The 24,489-nt window shown below is 39.6% G+C and carries 26 protein-coding genes and 2 tRNA genes; 15 read left to right on the top strand and 13 right to left on the bottom strand.

The window, feature by feature from the left end; translation table 11 throughout:
• Positions 1-2 precede the first annotated feature (2 nt).
• Positions 3-587 carry a dCTP deaminase gene (dcd, locus tag B1F84_RS08055; RefSeq protein ID WP_008113601.1) on the top strand — a complete coding sequence of 195 codons (585 nt, stop codon included), beginning with the start codon at positions 3-5 and terminating at the stop codon, positions 585-587.
• A 25-nt stretch (positions 588-612) separates the two neighbouring features.
• Here the strand turns inward: dcd and B1F84_RS08050 are convergent, their stop codons facing one another.
• Together B1F84_RS08050 and B1F84_RS08045 are read right to left on the bottom strand one after the other, a co-directional pair.
• Complete coding sequence (locus B1F84_RS08050; RefSeq protein WP_008113600.1) at positions 613-1,395, bottom strand: CLCA_X family protein; 783 nt, start codon at positions 1,393-1,395, stop codon at positions 613-615.
• Between the two features lie 18 nt (positions 1,396-1,413).
• On the bottom strand, positions 1,414-2,007 hold the full coding sequence (locus B1F84_RS08045; protein WP_076918628.1) for a tRNA-uridine aminocarboxypropyltransferase: 594 nt from the start codon (positions 2,005-2,007) through the stop codon (positions 1,414-1,416).
• Positions 2,008-2,138: 131 nt separating this feature from the next.
• On the opposite strand from B1F84_RS08045, the gene B1F84_RS08040 reads away from it, so the two are divergent.
• Together B1F84_RS08040 and B1F84_RS08035 are read left to right on the top strand one after the other, a co-directional pair.
• A complete protein-coding gene (locus B1F84_RS08040) occupies positions 2,139-2,483 on the top strand; it encodes an Hpt domain-containing protein (RefSeq protein WP_076918629.1) in 345 nt (114 codons plus the stop codon).
• Positions 2,484-2,611: 128 nt separating this feature from the next.
• Complete coding sequence (locus B1F84_RS08035) at positions 2,612-3,829, top strand: pyridoxal phosphate-dependent aminotransferase (RefSeq protein ID WP_010390182.1); 1,218 nt, start codon at positions 2,612-2,614, stop codon at positions 3,827-3,829.
• 34 nt (positions 3,830-3,863) lie between these two features.
• On the opposite strand, the gene B1F84_RS08030 is transcribed toward B1F84_RS08035, so the two are convergent.
• The 5 genes from B1F84_RS08030 to mnmA form a co-directional block, all read right to left on the bottom strand.
• Complete coding sequence (locus B1F84_RS08030; RefSeq protein ID WP_076918631.1) at positions 3,864-4,322, bottom strand: GNAT family N-acetyltransferase; 459 nt, start codon at positions 4,320-4,322, stop codon at positions 3,864-3,866.
• A 9-nt stretch (positions 4,323-4,331) separates the two neighbouring features.
• Complete coding sequence (locus tag B1F84_RS08025; protein WP_131691105.1) at positions 4,332-5,474, bottom strand: cupin domain-containing protein; 1,143 nt, start codon at positions 5,472-5,474, stop codon at positions 4,332-4,334.
• An 82-nt stretch (positions 5,475-5,556) separates the two neighbouring features.
• Positions 5,557-6,927, bottom strand: coding sequence for an adenylosuccinate lyase (gene purB / locus B1F84_RS08020; protein WP_131691104.1), 1,371 nt, complete (start codon positions 6,925-6,927; stop codon positions 5,557-5,559).
• Between the two features lie 31 nt (positions 6,928-6,958).
• Positions 6,959-7,561 carry a high frequency lysogenization protein HflD gene (hflD, locus tag B1F84_RS08015; protein ID WP_131691103.1) on the bottom strand — a complete coding sequence of 201 codons (603 nt, stop codon included), beginning with the start codon at positions 7,559-7,561 and terminating at the stop codon, positions 6,959-6,961.
• The gene (mnmA, locus tag B1F84_RS08010; RefSeq protein ID WP_131691102.1) at positions 7,561-8,661 is read right to left on the bottom strand and encodes a tRNA 2-thiouridine(34) synthase MnmA; all 1,101 of its coding nucleotides are present in this window, start codon (positions 8,659-8,661) and stop codon (positions 7,561-7,563) included. Before mnmA ends, hflD begins: the two co-directional genes overlap by 1 nt.
• 378 nt (positions 8,662-9,039) lie before the next feature.
• Between mnmA and B1F84_RS08005 the strand changes: the two genes are divergently transcribed.
• Complete coding sequence (locus B1F84_RS08005; RefSeq protein ID WP_131691101.1) at positions 9,040-10,314, top strand: diguanylate cyclase; 1,275 nt, start codon at positions 9,040-9,042, stop codon at positions 10,312-10,314.
• 13 nt (positions 10,315-10,327) lie between these two features.
• Here the strand turns inward: B1F84_RS08005 and B1F84_RS08000 are convergent, their stop codons facing one another.
• From B1F84_RS08000 to B1F84_RS07975, 6 genes are read right to left on the bottom strand one after another with little or no spacing between them, the layout of a single operon-like run.
• Positions 10,328-10,993 carry a pseudouridine synthase gene (locus B1F84_RS08000; protein ID WP_131691100.1) on the bottom strand — a complete coding sequence of 222 codons (666 nt, stop codon included), beginning with the start codon at positions 10,991-10,993 and terminating at the stop codon, positions 10,328-10,330.
• Positions 10,993-11,322, bottom strand: a complete 330-nt coding sequence (locus B1F84_RS07995) for a TusE/DsrC/DsvC family sulfur relay protein (protein ID WP_131691099.1) — start codon at positions 11,320-11,322, stop codon at positions 10,993-10,995. Before B1F84_RS07995 ends, B1F84_RS08000 begins: the two co-directional genes overlap by 1 nt.
• Before the next feature lie 3 nt (positions 11,323-11,325).
• Positions 11,326-11,592: a DsrH/TusB family sulfur metabolism protein gene (locus B1F84_RS07990; RefSeq protein ID WP_131691098.1), complete on the bottom strand. Its 267-nt coding sequence runs from the start codon at positions 11,590-11,592 to the stop codon at positions 11,326-11,328.
• Positions 11,589-11,945: a sulfurtransferase complex subunit TusC gene (gene tusC / locus B1F84_RS07985; RefSeq protein ID WP_131691097.1), complete on the bottom strand. Its 357-nt coding sequence runs from the start codon at positions 11,943-11,945 to the stop codon at positions 11,589-11,591. Before tusC ends, B1F84_RS07990 begins: the two co-directional genes overlap by 4 nt.
• Positions 11,942-12,295: a sulfurtransferase complex subunit TusD gene (gene tusD / locus B1F84_RS07980; protein ID WP_076918641.1), complete on the bottom strand. Its 354-nt coding sequence runs from the start codon at positions 12,293-12,295 to the stop codon at positions 11,942-11,944. The genes tusC and tusD overlap by 4 nt, the downstream gene beginning before the upstream one ends.
• 55 nt (positions 12,296-12,350) lie before the next feature.
• On the bottom strand, positions 12,351-13,016 hold the full coding sequence (locus tag B1F84_RS07975) for a Bax inhibitor-1/YccA family protein (RefSeq protein WP_008112034.1): 666 nt from the start codon (positions 13,014-13,016) through the stop codon (positions 12,351-12,353).
• Between the two features lie 252 nt (positions 13,017-13,268).
• On the opposite strand from B1F84_RS07975, the gene B1F84_RS07970 reads away from it, so the two are divergent.
• The 11 genes from B1F84_RS07970 (at position 13,269) to B1F84_RS07920 (ending at position 24,488) form a co-directional block, all read left to right on the top strand.
• Positions 13,269-13,359 (top strand) — tRNA-Ser (locus tag B1F84_RS07970).
• A 51-nt stretch (positions 13,360-13,410) separates the two neighbouring features.
• Positions 13,411-13,501, top strand: a tRNA-Ser gene (locus B1F84_RS07965).
• Between the two features lie 172 nt (positions 13,502-13,673).
• Positions 13,674-14,054, top strand: coding sequence for a hypothetical protein (locus B1F84_RS07960; RefSeq protein ID WP_131691096.1), 381 nt, complete (start codon positions 13,674-13,676; stop codon positions 14,052-14,054).
• A 128-nt stretch (positions 14,055-14,182) separates the two neighbouring features.
• A complete protein-coding gene (locus B1F84_RS07955) occupies positions 14,183-14,641 on the top strand; it encodes a GAF domain-containing protein (RefSeq protein ID WP_033103380.1) in 459 nt (152 codons plus the stop codon).
• Positions 14,641-14,919 (top strand): hypothetical protein, encoded by a 279-nt coding sequence (locus tag B1F84_RS07950; RefSeq protein ID WP_076918642.1) that lies wholly within the window; start codon positions 14,641-14,643, stop codon positions 14,917-14,919. The genes B1F84_RS07955 and B1F84_RS07950 overlap by 1 nt, the downstream gene beginning before the upstream one ends.
• A gap of 16 nt (positions 14,920-14,935) precedes the next feature.
• On the top strand, positions 14,936-15,574 hold the full coding sequence (gene proQ / locus B1F84_RS07945) for an RNA chaperone ProQ (protein ID WP_131691095.1): 639 nt from the start codon (positions 14,936-14,938) through the stop codon (positions 15,572-15,574).
• 26 nt (positions 15,575-15,600) lie between these two features.
• Complete coding sequence (prc, locus tag B1F84_RS07940; protein WP_131691094.1) at positions 15,601-17,625, top strand: carboxy terminal-processing peptidase; 2,025 nt, start codon at positions 15,601-15,603, stop codon at positions 17,623-17,625.
• A gap of 179 nt (positions 17,626-17,804) precedes the next feature.
• Positions 17,805-19,268, top strand: coding sequence for a Na+/H+ antiporter NhaC (gene nhaC, locus B1F84_RS07935; RefSeq protein WP_175611392.1), 1,464 nt, complete (start codon positions 17,805-17,807; stop codon positions 19,266-19,268).
• Positions 19,269-19,318: 50 nt separating this feature from the next.
• Positions 19,319-21,913 (top strand): aminopeptidase N, encoded by a 2,595-nt coding sequence (pepN, locus tag B1F84_RS07930; RefSeq protein ID WP_131691093.1) that lies wholly within the window; start codon positions 19,319-19,321, stop codon positions 21,911-21,913.
• Positions 21,914-21,916: 3 nt separating this feature from the next.
• Positions 21,917-22,138: a DUF2835 domain-containing protein gene (locus B1F84_RS07925; protein WP_010390154.1), complete on the top strand. Its 222-nt coding sequence runs from the start codon at positions 21,917-21,919 to the stop codon at positions 22,136-22,138.
• A gap of 253 nt (positions 22,139-22,391) precedes the next feature.
• Positions 22,392-24,488: a DUF1302 domain-containing protein gene (locus tag B1F84_RS07920; protein WP_131691092.1), complete on the top strand. Its 2,097-nt coding sequence runs from the start codon at positions 22,392-22,394 to the stop codon at positions 24,486-24,488.
• The last annotated feature ends 1 nt before the right edge of the window (position 24,489 follow it).

Here is a 24,489-nt window from a genome sequence, read left to right as displayed (position 1 = left end):
AAATGAGACTTTCAGATACACATATAAAAGAATATTTAAACGATGGGCGTATTGTTATTGAGCCAGCGCCAACCAGTGAAATGATTTCAGGGGTGACTGCGGATCTTCGTTTGGGTAATAAGTTTAGAACTTTTCATGCTCATAATGCTGCTTACGTTGACTTAAGTGGACCAAAAGTTCAGCTTAATAAAGCGTTAGAGTCAATCATGAGCGACGAAATTGTATTAGACGATGGCGAAGCATTCTTTTTACACCCCGGCGAGCTTGCATTAGCAATAACCTATGAAAAAGTAACGTTACCTGCTGATATTGTTGGCTGGTTAGATGGACGTTCATCGCTGGCACGTTTAGGTTTAATGGTGCATGTCACCGCTCACCGAATCGATCCAGGTTGGAGTGGTAATATTGTCCTAGAGTTTTATAACTCGGGTAAATTGCCACTGGCGCTAAGACCCATGATGAAGATTGGTGCAATGAGCTTTGAAACGCTCACCGGCCCATGTGAAAACCCATATAACACTCGTGTTGATGCAAAATATAAAGATCAAAATAGCGCGGTGGCAAGTCGTATCAGTGATGATAAATAGTAATTCTGATTTTTAGAAACGATTACTATGCTTGTTGATGAAGCGCGTAACCTAATAATTGAAAATATTGGTTAAGTGCTTCATTGGCTTTTAACGTTTGGCTAAGCTCAGGGTAAATTAAATTATTACTGTTTAATCCACTGACCAAAAAGCTATTTTTTATTGTTTGATGCTGATTTATACAGGCTTCAAAACAGCGAGCTGCAAGCTCCTCTGGCATACTCATGTATTGCTGCTTGTGTGCCTTATCAAACGCGATACAGCGTTGGACAAATTCATTCGCATCTTCACCGTTTTGCGCTAAAAATACCTGCTTATAAAATTGATTAAGTGCATCATTAAGTGGATGGCTCAAATCAGGAGAGTTTGACAGCCATAACTTAGAGGCGAAACCAAAGCGGGTTTTTGATTTAAATAAATGCTCACTAATATGATGATCGAATGCATGAAACCACTCATGGGCTAAAGCACCGCCGCCTGCGTTTTTTGCCAGTGCGAGAGTTTGGTCATAAGCATTATAGTGTGCTTGCACACCTTTTTGTCCGCCATGGCCAAAGGCAAAGTTAAGTTTACCGCGAAGGCCAATTGCCGTTGGTGGTAAATGTAAAATTTGCGCTAAATCAGCTAGCGCATCATAAATTAAATTGGCACTAATAAAGCGCTCTTCTTTAGTCACCCACTTACCAACGACCATTGAACGAAAACCAAAAGTCGTTCTAATATCGCTAAAATCAACTTGGTCGTCAAAACGATAGTCAGGGCCTTGGCGTGAAAATCCGCGCTTTAATCTAGAAGGGGTATTACGCATTGGTAATTTCATTTTTAATTACAGGTAACGTGCTTTTACGTGAGCGGGCATATGTTGGGTTTGTTTGGTTATTAATTCATCTAACAAACCATACAAGGGTGCCGGGTTTAGGGCTTCAATAAGCGATAAACTATGCGCTACGGCCTCTAGGGTTGATAAACTGTCTGCCCTTGGGGCTTTACGAATAGCATAGCGGTTTGTAGGAATATGGCGAAAGCTTACTGTTTTAAACTGTTGTAATAGCGGATTTAATTGCAAGATTTTAAAGGCTTTATTCCATGTTCCATCGATCACTATTAAATGCGTAAGCGGTTGTACGTTTTTACTGTTATTGGCTACATCTAACTCAATTGCATCCTCGTTTGGGTAGAGTAACACGGTCGAGCTGATTGGTAGCTTTTGCAAGCAAGCGAAATCTTGATTATTTTCGCCTTTAATTATTTTGCATCGCGTTAAACTTAATGCCAATAACTGAGCTGTATTTTTGCTCACTTTTGCTTCACTGGGATGCTGTAAAACAATAACCTGAGTTTGGTTATCAACACAGGTTATTGCGTTGCAAATACAGGTGCTTAGCGAAAAATTACAGCGTTCACAAAGAGCACGTGCCATAAGCTAACCATTTGATTAATACATTTAGCGTAATTATACATTTTTGCATTAATAAAGTTGGTTTTTTTTGTGCTTAGATATAGAGTAAGAGATGAAAGAGAAATCGCAGGACCGCATTAAAGGGCATTAATATGACAGAGATCAGTATCGACGAATCCGCATTAGAAAGTATGGAGTCGCTATTAGGTGAACAGTTTCCAGACACGTTGGAATTTTGTTGTTCAGAGTTCGAGCGCTTAGGAAACGAAACTATCGCAGCGCTCGGTCAAGATAAAGAGGCCGCCATTCGCCATTCTCATAGTCTTAAATCAAATGCGGCTCAATTTGGGGCGGCAAGTTTAGCCGAAGTGGCACGTTTAATTGAATATAATTTAAATAATGGCAACGATGAGCAGGCTGCAGACGCAGCAAATAATTTAATGGCGCAAGTGACTGGTTCGCAAGAAAAATTAAACGCGTGGCAAGCTCAACGATAACCCCATTTAATGAGTAACAAAATAAAGTGTTAACGTGAATTTTTTTCAGTTTTAAGCGCTTAATTTCCCTAGTAATTCACGGCTTTACTGAGTTAGTCTTAAGACTAACTTGCTCTTTAGAGGTAACAATGTCAGAAATAAAAAAGAGTCATAAATTAGACGGCGTCTGTTATGACATTCGTGGTCCCGTTTTAGTACAAGCTAAAAAAATGGAAGACGAGGGCCAAAAAGTACTTAAGCTCAATATTGGTAACCCCGCGGCATTTGGTTTTGATATGCCAGAAGATATGCACCGCGACATTATCCGTAATTTATATTCTGCTCAAGGCTATTGTGATTCTAAAGGGCTTTACTCTGCGCGTGTTGCTATTTATCAGCATTATCAACAACGTGGTTTACACAACTTAGACGTTGATAATATTTACATTGGTAATGGTGTAAGTGAGCTGATTCAAATGGTCACTCAAGCGTTGCTAAATAATGACGACGAAGTATTAATTCCTGCGCCCGATTATCCGCTTTGGACTGCGTCGGTCAAGCTAGCAGGCGGTAACCCTGTTCACTATTTATGTGATGAAGAGCAAGACTGGTTTCCTGATATTGATGATATTAAAAGCAAAATCACCTCGAAAACTAAAGCATTGGTGTTAATAAACCCTAATAATCCAACAGGGGCAGTGTACAGTGATGCCTTGCTTGAAGAATTGATCAACATTGCCCGAGAGCACAAGCTTTTACTGTTAAGTGACGAAATATACGAGAAAATTCTGTACGACGGCGTTACCCATACTTCTATTGGTGCATTGTGCGACGATATTCCCATTATTACGTTTAACGGCTTAGCTAAGACATATCGCGCCGCTGGTCTTAGAATGGGTTGGATGGTGCTAAGCGGTCGTACAGCGTTAATGACTGATTTAATAAAAGGCTTAGATATTCTTGCTTCAATGCGCCTGTGCGCGAACGTCCCTGCTCAATATGCCATTCAGCAAGCATTGGGTGGAGTACAATCCATTGACAGTTTAATTGACCCAGGTGGTCGCTTATACGAGCAGCGAGATATTGCTTGGCGTGGATTAAACGCCATTGAGGGGATCAGCTGTAAAAAGCCAAAAGGGGCGCTGTATGCATTTCCTAAAGTTGATACTAAACTGTTTAATATTAAAAATGATGAACAAATGATGTTTGATTTGTTAAAGGCAGAAAAAATATTATTAGTCCATGGACGTGCATTCAACTGGCCAGATCCCGATCATTTTAGATTAGTGTTTTTACCTAATAAAGATGACTTGAGCAGTGCGATGATGAAAATGCAGCGGTTTTTCAAAGATTATCGACAAGAATAAAGTAAAAAAACGAGCCAATTGGCTCGTTTTTTAGTTAATGCACTAAAGTAAACGGCCGTGTTTTAAAGCATGTAACAGGGCATTCCATCCGCTGCCTTGGAATGCCAGCCTCCATAAAAACGTGTCCTTGCACTGTAAACCCGTTATTTTTGAATCGTTCTACTTCATTTAAAATACAGTTAATACTGACAGCCTCAATACCTTGCTCTGTGGCTAGCTTTACAATGAAATTAAGCAGTGATTTATAAACGTTGCGATTGCGATGCTGCGGTAGTACGGCAATTCTTCCTATTAAACCATCATTACATAATCGACCTGTGGCAACAGGTGAGTGCATATTATCGGTAACCAGAATATGTTGAGCGAGCGCATCTAAGTTATCAAATTCAATATTCTTTGGAATATGTAATTCGTAAACAAAAACGCGCTCTCTTATTTGTTGAAGTTGATCTTTTTCACTTTGCCAATCAACTTTGTCAACAGTATAAACCATGACCTCCTCCTAGCTAAACCAAATACCCTCATTAACCAGTGTAGTAAAAGTTTCGATAAAATCTAGGCTAGGTGTGGTTGAATTTAACGTGTTGGTATCAAATTCAATAAAATTAGTTAGCTGTTTTACAGCCTTTAAATCAGATAACGGTAAAGGGTAGTTTTCGCCATTAACACTTAAAAGCAGCTCACTCTCCATATATTGGTAAATTGCGCGCGTGCCACCAAGACGTTCAAATGTCATATCACTTTCAAGTTGTTGCATAATTTCAGCGGAACTAAACGGCGTTTCTTCGGGCGCTAAATCCATATCGTGCTTAGGTTGACTTAAAGTGTTTCCTAACCAATTTTTAAATAAGCTGTCGTTTTCTATTAAAGCCTGCATTAATGTTTTGACTTTATCGACTTCGCTTTGTGTAAGCTCACCTTTTGAATCTCGAAGAGTGAGGGTATGATCCGTATACCGTTTTTGGCCACTCTCTGTGTCAATAATATGATCTGCAAAACTAGACAGGAGATCTTGTTGGTTAGGAGCTCTAAATCCGACTGAGTAATTTAAAGCATTTTCAATTGCATAGCCTTCATGAGGGCAACCTGGTGGTATGTACAAAATGTCACCTGGCTCTAAAACGCAATCAATCACTGCAGTGAAAGCTTCAACTTGTAGCAAGCTTTTATTTTGAGCAAATTGCTTTAAAGAGGCATCAGGTAAGCCTACACGCCAATGGCGTTTGCCTTCTCCTTGAATAATAAATACATCATATTGGTCTAAGTGTGGGCCAACACCGCCGCCAGGGGTTGAGTAGCTAATCATCAAATCATCTATTCGCCAGTTAGGAATAAATCGAAATGGCTCAAGTAATTGGGCGGCTTCTGGGTGCCAATGATCGACTGCTTGCACTAATAAAGTAGCATGCTCATCGGTGAGTATTTCAAAATCTTCAAATGGTCCTTGGTGGGATTGCCATTGCTGATTATGGTTGGTAATAATACGCGACTCTATGCTGTCTTCCATGGCAAGGCCTGCCAGTTCATTGGCATCAAGAGGGTCTTTAAAGTCACTAAAACCTCCTTTGATTAATAGTGGCTTTTTTTGCCAGTATTGATTTAAAAACGCTTGCTCAGATAATTCATTTATTTTTAGTTGATACATAGAATGCCTATAACGTTAAGAGCCAAATGACAAAAAAGCGAAAGGCAGAGACCTTTCGCTTTTTATTAGTCGTATTGATTTATTAAATTAAATCATCAATAAACTCAACAGCACGACCAATGTAGTTGGCAGGTGTTAGCTTTTTCATTTCTGCTTTTGCGGCGTCTGGTAATTCTAAACCATCAATAAAATCAGCCATTATTTCTTGATTTACACGTTTACCACGGGTTAAATCTTTAAGCTTTTCATATGGCTTTTCAATACCATATTTACGCATTACCGTTTGAATTGGCTCTGCTAGTAGCTCCCAGTTTTGATCAAGCTCATCAGCTAAACGTTGCTCGTTAACTTCCAGTTTGCTCACACCTTTAAGTGTTGATTGGTATGCAATAACAGTATAACCCATACCAACACCTAAATTACGTAATACAGTTGAGTCAGTTAAATCACGTTGCCAGCGAGAAACCGGTAGTTTTTGTGCTAAATGACCAAAGATAGCATTGGCTAAGCCTAAGTTACCTTCTGAGTTTTCGAAATCAATTGGGTTCACTTTATGAGGCATAGTTGATGAGCCAATTTCACCGGCAATGGTTTTTTGCTTAAAGTGATTAAGCGCAATGTAGCCCCACATGTCGCGGTCAAAATCTAGCAATATAGTATTAAAACGCGCAATTGCATCAAATAGCTCTGCAATATAGTCATGCGGTTCAATTTGTGTAGTAAACGGGTTAAGTGTTAAACCTAGGCTAGTTACAAATTTATCTGCGTGAGTATGCCAGTCGTAATCAGGGTAAGCACTTAGGTGAGCATTGTAGTTACCTACAGCACCATTTACTTTGCCTAACATTTCTACTTGTGCAATTTGGTCACGTTGACGTTTTAAACGCATGTATACGTTTGCAAACTCTTTACCCATTGTTGATGGGGTAGCAGGTTGCCCATGCGTACGTGTCATCATTGGAATGGCTTTGTATTCAATAGCTTTTTCTTTAATTGCGCTTAATAGCTCATCGCAATAAGGTAAAATAACATTGTTACGGGCTTCACTTAACATTAAACCGTGAGATAAATTGTTGATATCTTCAGAGGTACATGCAAAGTGAATAAATTCATTAATGGCATGTAATTCAGCGTTATCAGCTACTTTTTCTTTTAGTAGATATTCAACAGCTTTTACATCATGGTTAGTAGTGCGTTCAATGTCTTTAACACGCTGCGCATCGGCTTCACAGAAGTTATCGACGATAGCATTTAATAGTCCGTTTGCTTGCTCGCTTAAAGCTGGGACTTCTGTTATATCGCTTGCTGCAGCTAACGCTTGCAACCAACGCACTTCAACGGTTACACGGTATTTGATTAACCCAAATTCGCTAAAAATACTGCGTAGTTCAGTGGTTTTGCTGCCGTAGCGACCATCAACCGGAGAGATAGCCGTTAACGCTGAAAGCTCCATAATAACTCCTAAATTTTAGTTTGAACGATAATTAAATTTTTGTTTTAGCAATGGCGAGAATTTTTCTTTTTGCAAAAAAGAAATGACGACGTTTGCCGCCCATTTGTCGCCATAACACTGCACTACGAATACCGGCTAAAAGTAACGCACGGATTTTGTTTTGAGTGAGTTGCTGTTTTAATAACTCGGGTTTACCATAAACCTGGATTCGGTGCCCAAGGGGGCTTAGCACCGACGAGTATATATCTGCTAAACCGGCAACAACACTGTCATCGGTAATAGCAAAATGATCTAAACGACGATGAATATCATCAATACGTTTACCTAATTCATTGAGACTTTTACTGTTGGCGCTAAGGGCTCGTTCTAACTGCATCAAGCCCCCCACGTATTTAACTATTTCAACATCTTTTTGAGCACCGGCACTCAGTTGTGCCATTAATGTTTTATAGCCATCACGCAAATTTTGTGTGCCTTGGTATACATCCTCAGGGGAGGCGGGTGAGGTTTGCACAATACTTGATAACAACGTCGAAAAATCGTGCTCATCACAACGACCGTATTGAGCAACCTTTTGTACTTGTTTAGCTACTTGACACATGGCAGCAAGTGCCATGACTTGATGTTGATTCATTACTTAATCACCGAATCAATAATGCCACCACCTAAGCAGACTTCATCAGCGTAAAATACGGCGGATTGTCCTGGGGTAACGGCTTTTTGCGGTTCATCAAACAACACGCGTGCCATACCATCTTCGCCAACGAGCAATGTACAGCTCAAGTCTTCTTGACGGTAGCGAGTTTTAACGGTGCAGCGAGTGGTGCCTTGCGGGCCAATACGATCTACCCAGTGTAATTGGTTAGCATTAAGGCCGTTACTATATAGGCGAGGGTGATCTTTACCTTGACCAACAACAAGAACATTACGCTCTAAATCTTTATCTACCACATACCATGGTTCGCCCGAGCCTTCTTTCATGCCACCAATTAATAAACCTTTACGCTGGCCAAGGGTGTGATACATCAAGCCTTCATGCTCACCTACATTGTTACCATCGGTGTCTTCAATTACTCCAGGTTGTGCAGGCAAAAACTTTTGCAGAAAATCTTTGAATTTACGCTCGCCAATGAAACAAATGCCGGTGCTGTCTTTTTTATCATGGGTAATTAAATCCTGTTCTTCAGCAATGCGGCGTACTTCTGGTTTGGCAATATCTCCGACAGGAAATAGTGTTTGCGCAATATGCTCATGGCTTAGTGTATACAAAAAGTAGCTTTGATCTTTGTTATCGTCTAGGCCTCGGCACATTACGTATTTGTCATCGCGTAGCTCTCGGCGCACATAGTGACCAGTTGCAATAAAATCAGCACCAAGTGCTTGCGCAGCAAACTCTAAAAACGCTTTAAATTTTATTTCTTTATTACACATTATATCTGGGTTGGGTGTACGACCCGCTTTGTATTCTGCTAAAAAGTATTCAAATACATTATCCCAGTATTCAGCAGCAAAATTAACGGTATGAAGTTCAATGCCTAACTTGTCACATACAGCTTGTGCATCTTTTAAATCTTCAGCAGCAGCGCAATATTCATCATTGTCATCTTCTTCCCAGTTCTTCATAAACAAGCCTTCTACTTGGTAGCCTTGCTGTTTTAATAAATATGCAGATACAGAAGAATCAACACCGCCGGACATACCAACGATGACTTTAATGTGACTATTTTCGCTCATGAATAATTTCGCTTATACAGATTACTGTTAACTTGGAAAGGCCGCGATTATAGCATGTATTTTGTTGGTGCTTAAAGAGAGGATGGGGGATTGAATAGATTTTGTTGTAACTTTTTCCATCCAATGGTTAGTAAGGCGTAGTTTGGTGTGTAATTTACTCATTTTTAGGCTAATGAAAAGGGATGGATTATATTGATGACTTCATACTTTGTAAGTTGCTTTTGTCGTATTTAATTATGTAACGCTATTCTTCATTAACAAAACTTTACATTTGAGATTACCTACCATATCTTAATTAGTATCTAAATACGTAAATACGTAAATACGTAAATACGTAAATACTTAAATAACCTAAAATATAATCAATGGAATGAATATATGAATTACGCCTCGCAATCACATTTGGTTAAGTCATTTGTGCTGGATGCGTCCGAAAAAACGGTGTCAAATCTTACTTTTGAAGACGATTATTCACTACAGCAATTCAAAGAATCAGCTTATAAGTTATTTTATGACATTATAACTGTGCCAGCTCCCTATCTTTATCAAGAGCCTAATCCGATTGTTGAGCTGTTTAGGCTTATAGAATCCTCTTTAGGCTCTTTAAAATCATCACAAAAGGCAATTTTAAGCCAGTTAGAGAAATGGTGGGTAGAGTGGCATTTTGTCGCTTCAATGAATGTATCGCTTGAACGTGAAAACAAAGAACAAGACTATAATGTTATAAGCACTACCCAACACCCTATGCGCAAGCATGAGTTGAGTCATTATGCGCGGTTATTCACGATTCTACCCTTACCGGTATGTGATGTTTGTATGGTAACTGGTGATATTTTAAAAGTGAACCAACGTTTTATTGATGTGTTTGGTTACACGTTACAAGACGTACCTAATCTTAATGTTTGGTGGAAATTAGCCTACCCTGAAAAAGATTACAGAACATTTGCACAAACGTTATGGCAGGAGTCACTTGAGCAAGCCAATCAAAATAATGATGATATTCCAGCTAATGATTACAGGATTTCTTGTAAAGATGGCAGTGAAATTGTGATGCAAGTTTCTGGTATCAGTGTTGAAGGAGAATTTATTGCTATATTCAACGATGCTACTGAGCGTTTAAAAACTCAAGAAATACTCAGTGATATGGCGTTTTTAGACTCACTCACTAAAATAGCCAACAGGCGGCGCTTTGATGAAAAACTAACGTCTGAATTTAACAAGTTATCGAACGAGCATCGTGAGCTTTCGATGATCATTATTGATATCGATAATTTTAAAAAGTATAACGACCGATATGGTCATCTCGAAGGAGATAAATGTTTATTTCAAGTTGCGCAAAAATTAGCTGAAACCGTCTGCAGGCCAGAAGATTTTGTAGCGCGATTCGGAGGAGAAGAGTTTGTCGTGCTGTTACCTCAAACAGGTAAGCAAGGGGCATTATTTATTGCCGAACAAATACAAAAATCGATTGAAAAATTGGCCATTCCCCACAAAGACAGCTTCACAGGACTATTGTCTGTCAGTATGGGGATAAATACCATAGAGCATGATCACTATAGCGATCATGCGCAATTTTTTAAACAAGCAGACAGCGCACTTTATTACGCGAAAAAACAAGGAAGAAATTGTATTGCTTTAGCTACAGATAATTAATACAAGTTGATGGTTAATTATCAATTTCTTTGAATTCGCCGCTATTTATTCCCTCAAGCGTGTATTTACCGATACTGTAGCGAATTAAACGCAAAGTAGGGTGGCCAACATGAGCTGTCATTCGTCTAACTTGACGGTTTCTACCTTCGTTAATAGTTATACTCAACCATGAGGTTGGTATTGATTTACGTTCTCGTACCGGCGGTGTCCGAGGCCAAAGTGTTGGTTCATCCATTAAAGTTACCTTAGCGGGTAAGGTAATGCCATCTTTGAGTTCAACACCTTTATTTAAAGCATCAATAGATGCTTGTGTTGGGATCCCCTCGACTTGAACCCAATAAGTTTTGTTGGTTTTTTTACCAGGCGCTGTGAGCGTGTTTTGTAACTTGCCGCAGTTTGTTAATAACAACAAGCCTTCGCTGTCTCTATCTAAACGACCTGCTGCGTAAACATCCTTTATGGGAATAAAATCAGCCAATGTTTGTCTATTTTTATCATCAGTAAACTGACAAAGCACATCATAGGGTTTATTAAATAAAATGACTTTTTTATCACTTTGCGCTATTGGCGGCTTTATTGGCCTTTTTATTGTACTTTTATTAATACCAGTTCGAGAATAAGTACGACCTGTATTACGTTTGCCCTTTGAAGAGGGCGAATGTTCAGATTTGTGTTTCATTAAATACACCGTGCAGGTTTAGGTAAACCCGCTATTTTCGTCGCTTGTTTGGCCGGCCCTTTAGGAAAAAGCTTGTATAAGTACATGCTATTGCCTTTATCTTCACCAAGTGCTTTAGCCATGGCTTTGACTAACATTCTAATGGCTGGGCTGGTATTGTATTCAAGATAAAACGCGCGCACAAAATTCACAACTTCCCAGTGTTGCTCAGTTAACGTAATGTTTTCTTGTTCTGCAATAACATTGGCCAACTCTTTTGACCACTTAGTATGATCTAGCAGGTAACCTTGCTTATCAGTGTCTATTGTTTGATTATTAAATTCCAGCATGGATCACCAAGTAATTGATTGTTTAGATGATAAACTAAGCGTAACGAACTCATCATAGCTAATTGCTTTATCATTCAAATTTAAAGATACATCGCGAGCGTCTGCATCATCTTTTAAAATATAAAGTGAGTCAGCAAATTGTCTGTATTGCCCTTTCGCAAAGCAAGCATCACCCACGAGTAACACACTGTCTGTGAGCATAATCAGGTTGTCTAAGCTGTGGGTACTGTAGTAATTCAGTGGTTTTGAAAAAATATGTAAAGTGCTCATAGGGTCACCACATGCTGCTGATTGTGAATTAGCTGTTTTTGGGCGTTAAAGTTTACTATGTTTGCTTCAATGAGCAGTTCACTTTTACTTAAACCATAATCAATCAGTGATTTCTCACAGACGTAAATATTTTCAACATCATAAATTTCTAACGTTTTAATGTTTTTGAAAAAATCTTTGATGCCTAAGGTATTTGGATTTTGGTTTTTTTTCAGCGCTAACACGGCTGGACCACTAAACAACCAGCTAATATTTTGATCAACGGCAGCAAAAATAAGGGTCATATCAAGTGCATCGCGGATGTGCATGTCATCAAATGGACTTGATTGACTAATTACGAGTACATTAATCATTTAAATTGTATCCATTTATCCGCTTCACTGGCCAGCATGGCAAATTCAGCTAAACCTGCCACAGCAAATTCGCCAGTATTTTTTATGTCTAAGCCACGCTTTTCAGCCGCAGTAACGCATAGCATAAGCTTTATGTTTTTTTCTGCGAGCTGATGCCAAAGTGAGGGAGGGTTTAACTCATCTGAGGCGAGCTCAAAATGAGTTGAAGCGTGATAAATACCATCTTGGTATAAGAATAACGCATCAACGCTATGTCCTTGCGCTAGGCAGGCATGAGCAAATTTAACAATACGTTGTGTGGTATCGTGATCTGATGGTGGAGTATGTAAAGAAAGTACAAAGCGTGCCAAAACTATTCCAATAAAAAAGCCCCAATAAAGGGGCTATTTTAACAGAACTATTTAATTAGTCATTATTTGCGCCAAGTAAGGCAAGTAATGACGTAAATAGGTTATATACACTTAGGTATAAAGATACGGTTGCACGGATATAATTTGTTTCGCCACCATTAATGATTCTGCTTGTGTCGAACAAAATCAGGCCAGACATAATTAATACCACTGCTGCGTTTAGTACCATAAACATTAACGAGCTACCTAGGAAAATATTTACAATACTTGCCACAATAACCACAATTAAACCGACAGTTAAAAAACCACCCATGAATGAGAAGTCTTTTTTAGTGTTAAGTGCATAAGCAGATAAACCAAAGAAAATTAACGCCGTAGAACCTAGCGCTTGCATAATTAGCATCGGGCCATTAGGTAATTGTGCGTAGTGATTAAGTAGTGGGCCTAAACCGGCGCCCATTAATCCTGTAAACGCGAACACCCAAAATACGCCAGATGCTGTATCTGCTTTTTTGTTAACAACAAAAAGCAGACCAAATGAGACAAGTGTAAATACAAGTCCCATAAAATAAGGTAATTGCAGTGCCATTGAAATACCGGCAGTGACTGCACTAAATGCAAGTGTCATTGCAAGTAAAAAATAAGTGTTTTTAAGCACCTTGTTTGTTTCAATGGTCGACATTACCGGCTTTGCAGTATTGTACGATTGATTAAACGCCATTGTAGAGCTCCTGTAAGTGAAACTAAGTAGTTCCTGTAATTTAACTAAAATTAGATTACCAACTCTTATATGTTTGGGCAAACCTTTGTAGATCAATAGACAACTAAATTTAAATAAAAGTTCATTCGCCGGTTAGGATTTACTCTTATTGCTTTATGTTTAAACAAATTAGTTGTTTTTTAATCACTTGAACAAATAAATGAAAAAAAAGCTTCACAAAGCCCATGGGTTTCCCTATTATTCAGGCCGTGCGGAGAGATGGCAGAGTGGTCGAATGCACCGGTCTTGAAAACCGGCAGGGGTTTATAGCCCCTCTAGGGTTCAAATCCCTATCTCTCCACCACCTAATTAAAATAATTACAAGTACACTCTTACTGGTAATTTATGCACTTTCGGAGAGATGGCAGAGTGGTCGAATGCACCGGTCTTGAAAACCGGCAGGGGTTTATAGCCCCTCTAGGGTTCAAATCCCTATCTCTCCACCATTATCAGATAAGCCCGCTTTTTGCGGGCTTTTTTGTGCCTCATTTTCGCTATACCTTTTTCAAAGCCAAGTATATTTAGTTAAAAAATACGACCATAGTCTCTATTTATAAGCTACGGCGGTTAGTGCATGCTAAGAAATTAAAGATTTACGTTTGTGTTAAGGATCTTACAATGAAACATCAACTCGCAAAAAGCGTCGCACTTTCATTATTATCTCCTGTTATTATTGGCAGTATGTTAGGGATTTACTATGCATTGACAATGCGTGGTGATGCCGTCTCTATTTTTTTAGGGTTATTAATGACGGCTATTGCTAACGCGCACATAGTAGGCTTAACCATGGCCGCGTTTGTTGTGCCTGGTTATTTACTTATGTTTAAATATTCTAAGGTCAATTATTCTGGTGTATTAACACTAGGCTTGCTAGGCGGGGCTATTTTTAGTTACCTACTGAGCGCCACCACAGGTGAGATATTTTTAATCAATAGTGTGATGTCAGGGTTTACTGCTGGGCTGTTTTTATTCGGTCTACGTAAATCGGTACAAAGTTAATTGCAGAATATTTAATCAAGTGCGTCGTAAAACCATGTAATTTCCTTTTTTTTACCCGCAAAAGGTTTCAATTTTTAGTGACAAAGAGTACCTTTAGCTACTGTATGTTTAATAAGAAGTAGTTTGGTATGCAAAAGCACGATTTTTACCAGTCATTAGTTAAGCAAACTGAATCGCTGATAGGCGGTGAATCAAACATAATTGCCAATATGGCAAATATAAGCGCGCTGTTATTTACCTCTTTGGAAGATGTGAATTGGGCGGGCTTTTATTTTATGGATTCACCCACAGAATTGGTACTTGGTCCATTTCAAGGCAATCCAGCTTGTATTCGTATTCCAGTAGGGAAAGGGGTATGTGGCACTGCTGCGGCAACCGAGCAAACCCAGTTAATTTCAGATGTGCATGCTTTTGACGGTCATATAGCCTGTGATGCAGCATCAAATTCTGAGATAGTTGTACCTATCATGAAAAACGGATCTGTATTTGCGGTGCTAGATATAGATAGCCCAAGTATTGGCCGATTTGATACTGATGACCAAGCAGGGCTTGAAGCACTTGTAAAATGCTTAGAGGCTAGCCTGTAATGAAAGATTTGCTAAATGTTCAAGATTACCTTTTTGCCGTTCAAGATGTTGGTGATTGGGAAGGGGATGAAGAACATGTAGCGGAAACGCTCAATGATTTGATTCACATGGCATGGGATCGTCTACCTGATGATTTAGACTGTGATTCAATTGATGAAATTATAAATGGTATTTGGGAACATTTACGTGGTGATATGGCTGTAATCGAAGCTGACTTTGAAGAGTTAGTCGATTGGAGTATTCACTATGTTGATTCTGCCCTTGATGAAAAGATGTGATTAAATAGGTTCTAAAATGGAAACCACAAACAAGCTAAAAGATATTAATGAAGTATTGGAGTTCTTATACCAAGAATTTCCACAATGTTTTAAACAAAAAGAGGGTATTCAGCCGCTCAAAGTTGGTATTTTTAAAGATATCGCTGAGCGCATTGAAGGGTCTGAGAAAGTAAGTAAGACACAAGTTCGTCAAGCACTTAGAAAATACACATCTAACTGGCGCTACCTTGAAGCTGTTACTAAATCTGAATTTAGAATCGATCTTGACGGAAATCAAGGCGAAAAAGTTGAGCAAGAGCATATCGACCACGCACAAAAAGCGTTGGAAGAAAGCCGCGCCAAAATGGCAAAACGCAAAAAGCAGCAACGCCCTCGTCAAGATTCAGATGCAAAATCTTTCAAAAAGAAACCAGCTCACGCGGCTAAAAACTCATCGGCTGCAGCAAAACCTGCAAAAGCCGCTGCACCTAAGCGTTCAGGAAAAGTTGAACCTTTGCCTGCAGGCGAGGTCAAGGTTAATAACAAGGTTAAGGTTAAACTTGGCCAAGCACTTGTTAATGCAGTGATCACTGAAGTAAACAAAGACGATGTTCACGTTGAATTAGTGACAGGTATGCAAGTAAAAACCAAAGCCGACAGCTTATACATTATTTAAGTTGCGAAAAAATTAAGGAGTTGTGTATGAGTAAAAAGTTTACGCTCATTCCGTTAGTTGCTGCACTGTTTTCAGGTTCATTATTTGCTGCAGTAGAGCCGGTAACATTAGAAGACTTACCTTTGCTAAAGCAAGAAAGTCAGCACGGTACAGCCAGTAAGCGAGTGGCTAACCTATTTACTCGTTCGCACTACACACCTGTTCGATTTAACGATGAACTTTCAAGTAAAGTGTTTGATCGTTATATCGAATCCCTTGATTTTAATAAAAGCGTGTTTTTAAAAAGCGATATTGACTCATTTGAGCAATATCGTGAGCGTTTTGATAACGCGCTAATTAGTGGCAAGTTAGGGTTTACGTTTGATATTTTCAACTTAAGCCTTAAACGTCGTTTTGAACGTTATGAATTTTCGCTTTCGTTACTTGAAAATGAAATGACGTTTGACAAAGAAGACGAATACTTTTACGACCGTGAAGATGCACCATGGGCGACTACGCAAGCTGAGTTAGATGAAATTTGGCGCGAGCGAGTGAAATATGATGCATTACGTTTAAAAATGACAGGTAAAGATTGGCCTGGCATAAAAGACGTGTTGACTAAGCGTTATAAAAACGCAGAGAAGCGTCTTGTACAATCAAAATCTGAAGATGCATTTCAAATTGTAATGAATTCACTTGCACGTAGTATTGAAGCACATACTTCATACTTATCTCCACGTCGTGCAGAACAGTTCAAAATGGATATGGATCTTGAACTTGAAGGCATTGGGGCGGTGTTAACCCCTGATGAGGACTACACGGTAATTCGCAGTTTAGTACCTGGTGGCCCAGCAGATCAATCTGAGCAAATAAAAGCTGATGATCGCATTATTGGTGTGGCTCAAGATGGCGAAGAATTTGTTGATGTAATTGGCTGGCGTTTAGATGATGTGGTTGATTTAATAAAAGGCCCCAAAGGCACTAAAGTACGTTTGCAATACCTTAAAGGTGCAGATGCGCACGGTACGCCAAAAGTGGTTGAAATTATTCGTGATAAAATTCGTCTTGAAGACAGAGCTGCCAAATCAGAAGTCTTTGAAGCCAGCTATTCTGATTTAACCAGTAAAATTGGTGTAATAGAAATACCAGGTTTTTACAACAACTTATCTAAAGATGTAAAAGTTGAGCTGGCTAAACTCAAAGAACAAAATGTTGACGGCATTATTATTGACTTACGCCAAAATGGCGGTGGTTCTTTGTATGAAGCGACTCAGCTATCTGGCCTGTTTTTTGACCAAGGTCCAGTAGTACAAATTCATACCTTAAACAACCGTATTGAAGAACAAAAAGATCGTGATGGCATTACCTATTATGATGGCCCGCTGACAGTGCTTGTTGATAGATACAGTGCATCAGCGTCTGAAATCTTTGCCGCAGCAATGCAAGACTATGGTCGAGCCGTTATTATTGGTGAGCAAACCTTTGGTAAAGGGACCGTGCAACAGCATAAAGGTTTAGCGCGTGCTTATGACTTATACGATAATCCTTTAGGTAGTGTGCAATATACGATTGCAAAGTTTTACCGCATTAATGGCGGGAGTACGCAGCATAAAGGGGTGATCCCAGACATTACCTTCCCATCGGCTATTGATCCTGCAGAATGGGGTGAAAGTAAACAAGATAATGCATTACCATGGGATAGCATAGTACAAGCGCAGTATAAGCAAATAGGGCGTTTAAATCCTGTTATTAGTGTGCTGGAAAAACAGCATAATGAGCGAATTAAAACAGAGCCTGAATTTAATTATGTGTTTGAAGATATCACCCGTTACAACGAAGAAAAAGATCGTAAAACTATTTCTTTAGTTGAGAAAAAACGTATTAAAGAAAAAGAAGAAAACGAGGCACGCGCATTAGCCCGTACTAACGAGCGTTTAAAACGTTTAGGTAAAGAGCCAATAGAAAACCTTGACGATGTACCAGAGGTGATTGAAGAGCTCGACCCATTCCTTGAAGAAGCGGCACTAATAACGCAAGATTATATTAGATATGGTCGTATGGCTAAGCGCTAATTAAGGCTTAGCTCGGTAAAAAAAAGGCGCTTAGGCGCCTTTTTTACTATCGATAATTTGCTAAATTGTTATAATTGCCGATTACCAAAAGTTGAGCTAGATCAAGCATGCTCAATAAATGCGCGTACGTGCTAATAAAAATAATCAACATGCATCGAATGTGTGTAGGAGTCTATATTTTGAAGCCAATTGAAGAAAAACCACTTAAAAGTGCCTCGTTTCTTGATGCACTCATTCCAATTACTGTATTAATTTGTTTATTAGGTGCCGCTGTGTACTTATTTGGTGATGACTCATCGTCAGGACCAAATCAAATTGCCTTGTTGTTTGCAACATTCGCTGCGGCATTAATTGGTTTAAAAAATGGCTACACCTGGAAAAAATTAGAAGATGCAATGATTGAGGGGATCACCTTATCTCTTAGTGCAATTTTGATCTTACTCATGGTAGGAGCACTAATCGGAACCTGGCTATTATCAGGAACCGTACCAACGTTAATTTATTACGGCCTACAAATTATTAATCCTAGCTGGTTTTACGCCGCGAGTTGTTTAATTTGTGGCATTGTAGCAATGAGTATTGGTAGTTCATGGACTACAGCAGCGACTATAGGTGTCGCGTTACTTGGTGTAGCTTCTGGGCTTGGTTTAGAGCCGACAGTTACCGCTGGCGCCGTAATATCAGGCGCTTATTTTGGCGATAAGCTTAGCCCACTATCCGAAACAACCAATTTAGCCCCAGCCGTTGCCGGTGCTGATTTGTTTGAACATATTCATCACATGCTTTGGACAACGGTTCCAAGCTTTGTGATTGCTTTAATTATCTTTGTTTTCATGGGTTTTAACGCTACAGCGGCGGGTGAGTCGGGTCAAATAGATCAAATAACTGCAATTCTTCAGCAAAACTTTAATATTGGCTTAGAAATGTTGGTGCCGTTAATTGTATTACTCGTGCTCGCGATTCGAAAAATGCCAGCGTTCCCGGCCATTTCAATTGGTGCTGTGATCGGCGCTGTGTGGGCTATGTTATTTCAATCGGACTTAATTGCTAGCCAAATAGACATGACTCAGGGCGAGTTTGTGGGTTACTTTAAACTGGTTTGGACCACCTTTTTTGATGGCTTCACGATTAACACGGGCGATGCAAAAATGGACTCGTTACTGAGTGGCGGCGGCATGTCTGGCATGTTAACCACGACATGGTTGATCATGACTGCACTCATGTTTGGTGCGATTATGGAAAAAACCGGACTACTTGATATCTTTGTTAAAAGTATTTTAAAAATAGCAAAAAGCACCGGCTCTCTTATCGCCTCTACCATTGCAACGTGTATTGGTACCAATATTATTGCTGCCGATCAGTATATTGCTATTGTGGTACCTGGGCGGATGTTTAAAGAAGAATATAAAAAGCGTGGTTTAAAGCCTGTTAACTTGTCACGTACGCTAGAGGACGGTGGCACAATCACCAGCCCGCTTATACCCTGGAACACCTGTGGTGCGTATATGCAAAGTGTGCTACTAATCAACCCGTTTGATTATGCGCTTTATGCTTTCTTTAACCTTATAAATCCTTTCTTAGCTGTTATTTACGCTTACTTAGGTATTAAGATACTGCGTATCAAACCTAAACAAACGGCTTAATTTAAGTAGCTCCTTTTATCATTAAAAGGGGCTATTTTTTTGGAGTGAACATGACTGAACTACAAAAACCTCAAGCAGAATACCTAAAAGACTACCAAGCCCCTCATTTTTCAATCGAACACACTGAGCTGACATTTGATTTACAGCCATTAAAAACTCAGGTAAATGCTTTATTAACGCTTAAGCGCGTTGGCGATTTAAATGCGCCACTGGTATTAGATGGCATAGACTTAACTTTGATCTCTTTGTCGGTAGAGGGTGCAGAACTCAAAGATTATAAAATTATAAATCAGCAATTAATCATTAATAATCTACCTAATGAATGTCAGCTAAGCATAGTGACGCAAACATCACCGCAAACCAATACTTCACTTGAAGGTTTATACTTATCGGGTGGGGCATACTGTACTCAATGTGAAGCGCAAGGGTTTAGAAAAATAACCTACTATATGGATCGTCCTGATGTCCTTTCGACTTTTGATGTCACCATAATTGCAGATACGACATTTGCGCATTTACTCTCCAATGGTAACCAAGTTGATAGCGGTGAAACGCAAGATGGACGTCATTTTGTAAAATGGCAAGACCCATTCAAAAAGCCAAGTTACTTGTTTGCTTTAGTGGCAGGGGACTTTGATGTTTTACACGATAAATACACTACCCGCAGTGGTAAGGATGTAACCCTAGCGTTATTTGTCGATAAAGGAAACTTACCTAAAACAGAGCATGCTATGACGTCGCTTAAAAAAGCGATGGCTTGGGATGAGTCACGTTTTAATTTAGAGTATGACCTTGATATTTATATGATTGTTGCCGTTGATTTCTTCAATATGGGAGCAATGGAAAATAAAGGGTTAAATATTTTCAACAGCAAATGTGTGTTGGCGAATCAAGAGACGGCAACCGACAAAGATTATCATACTATTGAGTCTATTGTTGGCCACGAGTACTTTCATAACTGGACTGGAAATCGTGTAACTTGTCGTGATTGGTTTCAGCTGTCTTTAAAAGAAGGTTTAACGGTATTTAGAGATCAAGAGTTTAGTAGTGACTTAGGCTCTCGTGCGCTAAATAGAATTGACGCGGTAAAAGTGATGCGCACTCATCAATTTAGCGAAGATGCCGGCCCAATGGCTCACCCAATACGCCCAGAAAAAGTAATCGAAATGAATAACTTTTACACCGTTACTGTGTATGACAAAGGGGCTGAAGTTATTCGTATGATGCATACATTGTTGGGTGAGGAAAACTTTCAAAAAGGCATGGCTTTGTACTTTGAACGCCATGACGGGCAGGCGGTTACCTGCGATGACTTTGTTGCGGCAATGAGTGATGCATCATCAATTGATTTATCACAATTTAAGCGTTGGTATAACCATTGTGGTACACCTCGCCTGAACGTAACTAAAAAGTATGATGAAGCTTCGAAAACATTCTCGCTTAGCGTAGAGCAGCTTGCACCAGCGAATCAGCCTGACAATGCAATGTTACATATTCCTTTTGCTATTGAGCTTTTAGACTCTCAAGGGCAGAGTATTGCATTACAGTACCAAGGCAAGCAGCTTGATCATGTGCTGGATGTAACGCAAAGTTCGCAAACATTTCACTTTGATAATATTCACAGCAACCCAACCGCTGTATTGCTCGAAGATTTTTCAGCTCCATGTATTTTAAATCAATCTATTAGTGAAGCGGATTTATTACATATTATGCGTTTTGCGCGTAGCGATTTTTCACGCTGGGATGCACAACAGCAGTTATTTATTAACGCTCTTAAAGCCAATGTTACTTCAGCAAGTAAGACCCCTTTGAGTGAGGAGGTGATTGATGCACTACGTGGATTGTTATCTCAGCGTGAGGGCGATTTAGCACTGGTTGCTGAACTGTTGAAGTTGCCAAGTTTTGATACCTTAGCTGCTGAATTTGAAATAATACCGGTAGATCAAATAACGGCTAATATTGAGTTATTTGAACAGCAAATTGCCACGCAATTGCACAGAGAATTTTTAAGCTGTTACCAAGCCATTACCGATGATGGCAGTGTTAGTGCGCAAGCGGTAGCAATACGTGCGCTGAAACAGCTGTGCCTACATTATTTGGCAAAAACCGACGGTGTTGATGCGGCAAATTTAATTGAGCAGGCTGCATCATCAACAAATATGACCAATGTACTCGGCGCATTGAGCAGTGTGGTTAAAGCAGCACATCCATTGTCTGATAAATTACTCGAGCATTTCGACGCTCAATGGCGACATGATGTATTAGTAATGGATAAGTGGTTTGCCCTGCAAGCAATGAACTCTGCTGATGATGCTATTGAGAAAATAAAGGCTTTGTATACACACCCTTGTTTTGATTTTTCAAATCCAAACCGAGTACGTGCACTAGTGGGTAGTTTTTCTCATTTTAATACTGCACAGTTTCATCGTTTAGATGGCAAGGGCTATACATTACTTGGCGATTTATTAATAAAGCTCAATGCGATTAACCCGCAAAATGCATCTCGTATGTTAACGCCGTTTATGTCGTGGCGTCGTTATGATGAAACGCGTGCAACTGCAATGAGAGCTCAATTAGAGCGATTAGCTAATTTAGACGGGTTAAGCGACGACCTATTTGAAAAGGTCGAGAAAGCCTTACAATAAATCATGATAGAACACTATTTTAGTATGAATTTGAGCTATACAAAGTGCATGGATTATTACCATGGGCGGTATAGCTCAATCCAAGTGACAGCTGATAGCGGTAAAACAATTCGTTTTTCCGCTCATTATCTTCGACCTTTTATTTCGAGTTTAGGGATCCGAGGTCGATTTAGACTTATTTTAAGTAATGAAAACAAGTTCATCCGTCTCGAACGAGTAGCCTAGCTGTTGTTTTTTATGATATAGATATACACAAATATTGCCTTTTTGTTAATTTCGATTTGTTCTATTGTTAATTTACGTGTATAAATTATCTGGTATGACGTCTTACCAATACGTAAACGTTAAACAAATAAAAAACTTATAACTGATTGAAGGCGACCATTTGTAATTTGTTTAATTCGCTTCTATCGTTACGATTACACTAAAAACAATAACTTGATCACACAAAAATTACCCGCGACAGGGGGGAACCAAAATGATAAGAAGATCGCTTTTTGTTAAAAATAAAATAGTACTCGGCTTAACAGCTGCGGCTATGGGGTTATCTGCAGCACAGACACAGGCTGCAACATTTGAGGTAGGCGGTTTTGATGTCGCCTTCGATTCTACTTTTTCTTATGGCCAAAGTATTCGTGTTGAAGACCGTGACTTTAGCATTATAGGTAAAAGTAATAACCCATCTTTCGATTGGACTGGCTATAACCCAGCACTCAATACGATATACACTTCTCAAGACGTCTGGGCACAACCAGGCTCTTACTCGAACAATGGCGATGCCGGTGATTTAAACTTTAATAGCGGCGAGTCTTTCTCCAAACTATTAAAGGGCACGCATGACCTTTCAATAAGTAAAGATAACTACGGTTTATTTACCCGTTTTATGTATTTTTATGATTTTGAATTAATGGACGGCGATCGTGCTTATGTTAATCCAACATCAGGGCAAGGCGTAGACCCTTGTGACGACGATGATACAAAAGAGCAAAGCTGTGCCGACCTTCGTTTACTTGATGCCTACGTATGGGCCAACTTTGATTTAAACGATGGTTATAATCCGTTGTCAATTCGCTTGGGACAACAAGTAGTAAACTGGGGTGAAAGTACGTTAATTTCTCATGGTATTAACGTAAATCCGGTGGATATTGACCGTTTAAAAGCACCGGGTGCTGAACTAAAAGAAGCGTTTATTCCGGTTGGTATGTTATGGGCATCGCTAGGGCTTACTGAAAATATGACCTTAGAAGGTTTCTATCAGTATCAATGGCATGAAACTCGCCTACCAGCAGCAGGGACTTATTTTTCTACCAATGATTTTGCTGCAGAAAACGGTTACCAACAAAACGTACAGCTAGGCTTTACCTCAAACCCTGATATCGATTTAGCGTTTTTAACAAATAGCTTAAATAACCTGATGGCAACATATGGCCAAGTGGCTGCGAGCCAAGGCATTGATCCATCAAGCGCAGCTGGCCAAGAGTTACTGGCAAATATGTACTTAGCGTACCCGACCAAGGTCGCGCTAAAGGGCAAAGGCTACGATGGCAAAACAGAGCCAGATGATGGCGGTCAATATGGTTTACGTTTAGGCATGTTCTTACCCGAGTGGAACGATACAGAAGTGGCACTTTACCATGTAAATTACCATAGCCGTCGTCCACTTATTTCGGGTCGCGTATCTAACTTCACGCAAGCATCAATACAACAAGATTTAGCGATGATTGCCACCACAGAAATTACCTCTGATAATGTATCAGATCTAAAAGCATTTGCTAAAGCAACTAACGAGTACCCTGAAGATATTAAACTTTACGGTTTAAGCTTTAACACCTCGCTTGGCGAGACAGCGTTTGCAGGTGAGTTTACTTTTCGTGAAGACGAACCGCTGCAAATCGATGACGTAGAGTTACTTTACGCAGCCATGCCTGAGCAGTTAGCTATTGCTGGTTTACGCCCTGAGTTTGCAGGTATTTCGCAAATGAGTAAAGGCGATGCAGCAAGTGTGGTTGGCCCTGGCGAGCTAGCTAAAGGTTATATTGAGCGTAATACGTCACAATTACAGTTTACTGCAACGCATTTATTCGGCCCTTCATTAGGTGCTGATAGTTGGGCAGTTGTCGGTGAAATTGGTGGTGTTCGCATCAACAATATGCCTGAATACGATGAAATGCGCTTAAATGTGTCTGGTACTGGTCGAAGCGGTATTATGCAAGGCCCAGGTAGTTCAGATTATTCTGCATTACACATGGCGTTATCAAATGGCCCTGAGCAAAAATCGTTTGCTACGGCTTCATCGTGGGGCTATCGCCTAATTGCTAAAGGTGATTACTTTAACCTTTACAACGGTATTAACTTCTCACCACGTTTTGTTTTTTCGCATGATGTAAATGGTAATACGCCGGACCCAATGTTCTTATTCATTGAAGATCGTAAGTCATTAGGTGCTACTATGAGCTTTAATTACCAAAATGCATGGTCTTTAGATGTAAGTTACAACTCATTTTGGGGTGGTGGCGACACCAACACTTTCTCTGACCGAGATTACGTTTCTTTTAACTTAAAATATTCTATCTAGG

This window comes from Pseudoalteromonas sp. DL-6 (genome assembly GCF_004328665.1).
In the GTDB taxonomy this organism is placed as follows: Bacteria; Pseudomonadota; Gammaproteobacteria; order Enterobacterales; family Alteromonadaceae; genus Pseudoalteromonas.
The sequence above is the reverse complement of the archived record's forward strand: the minus strand, read 5'-3'. Positions and strand labels throughout refer to the sequence as shown.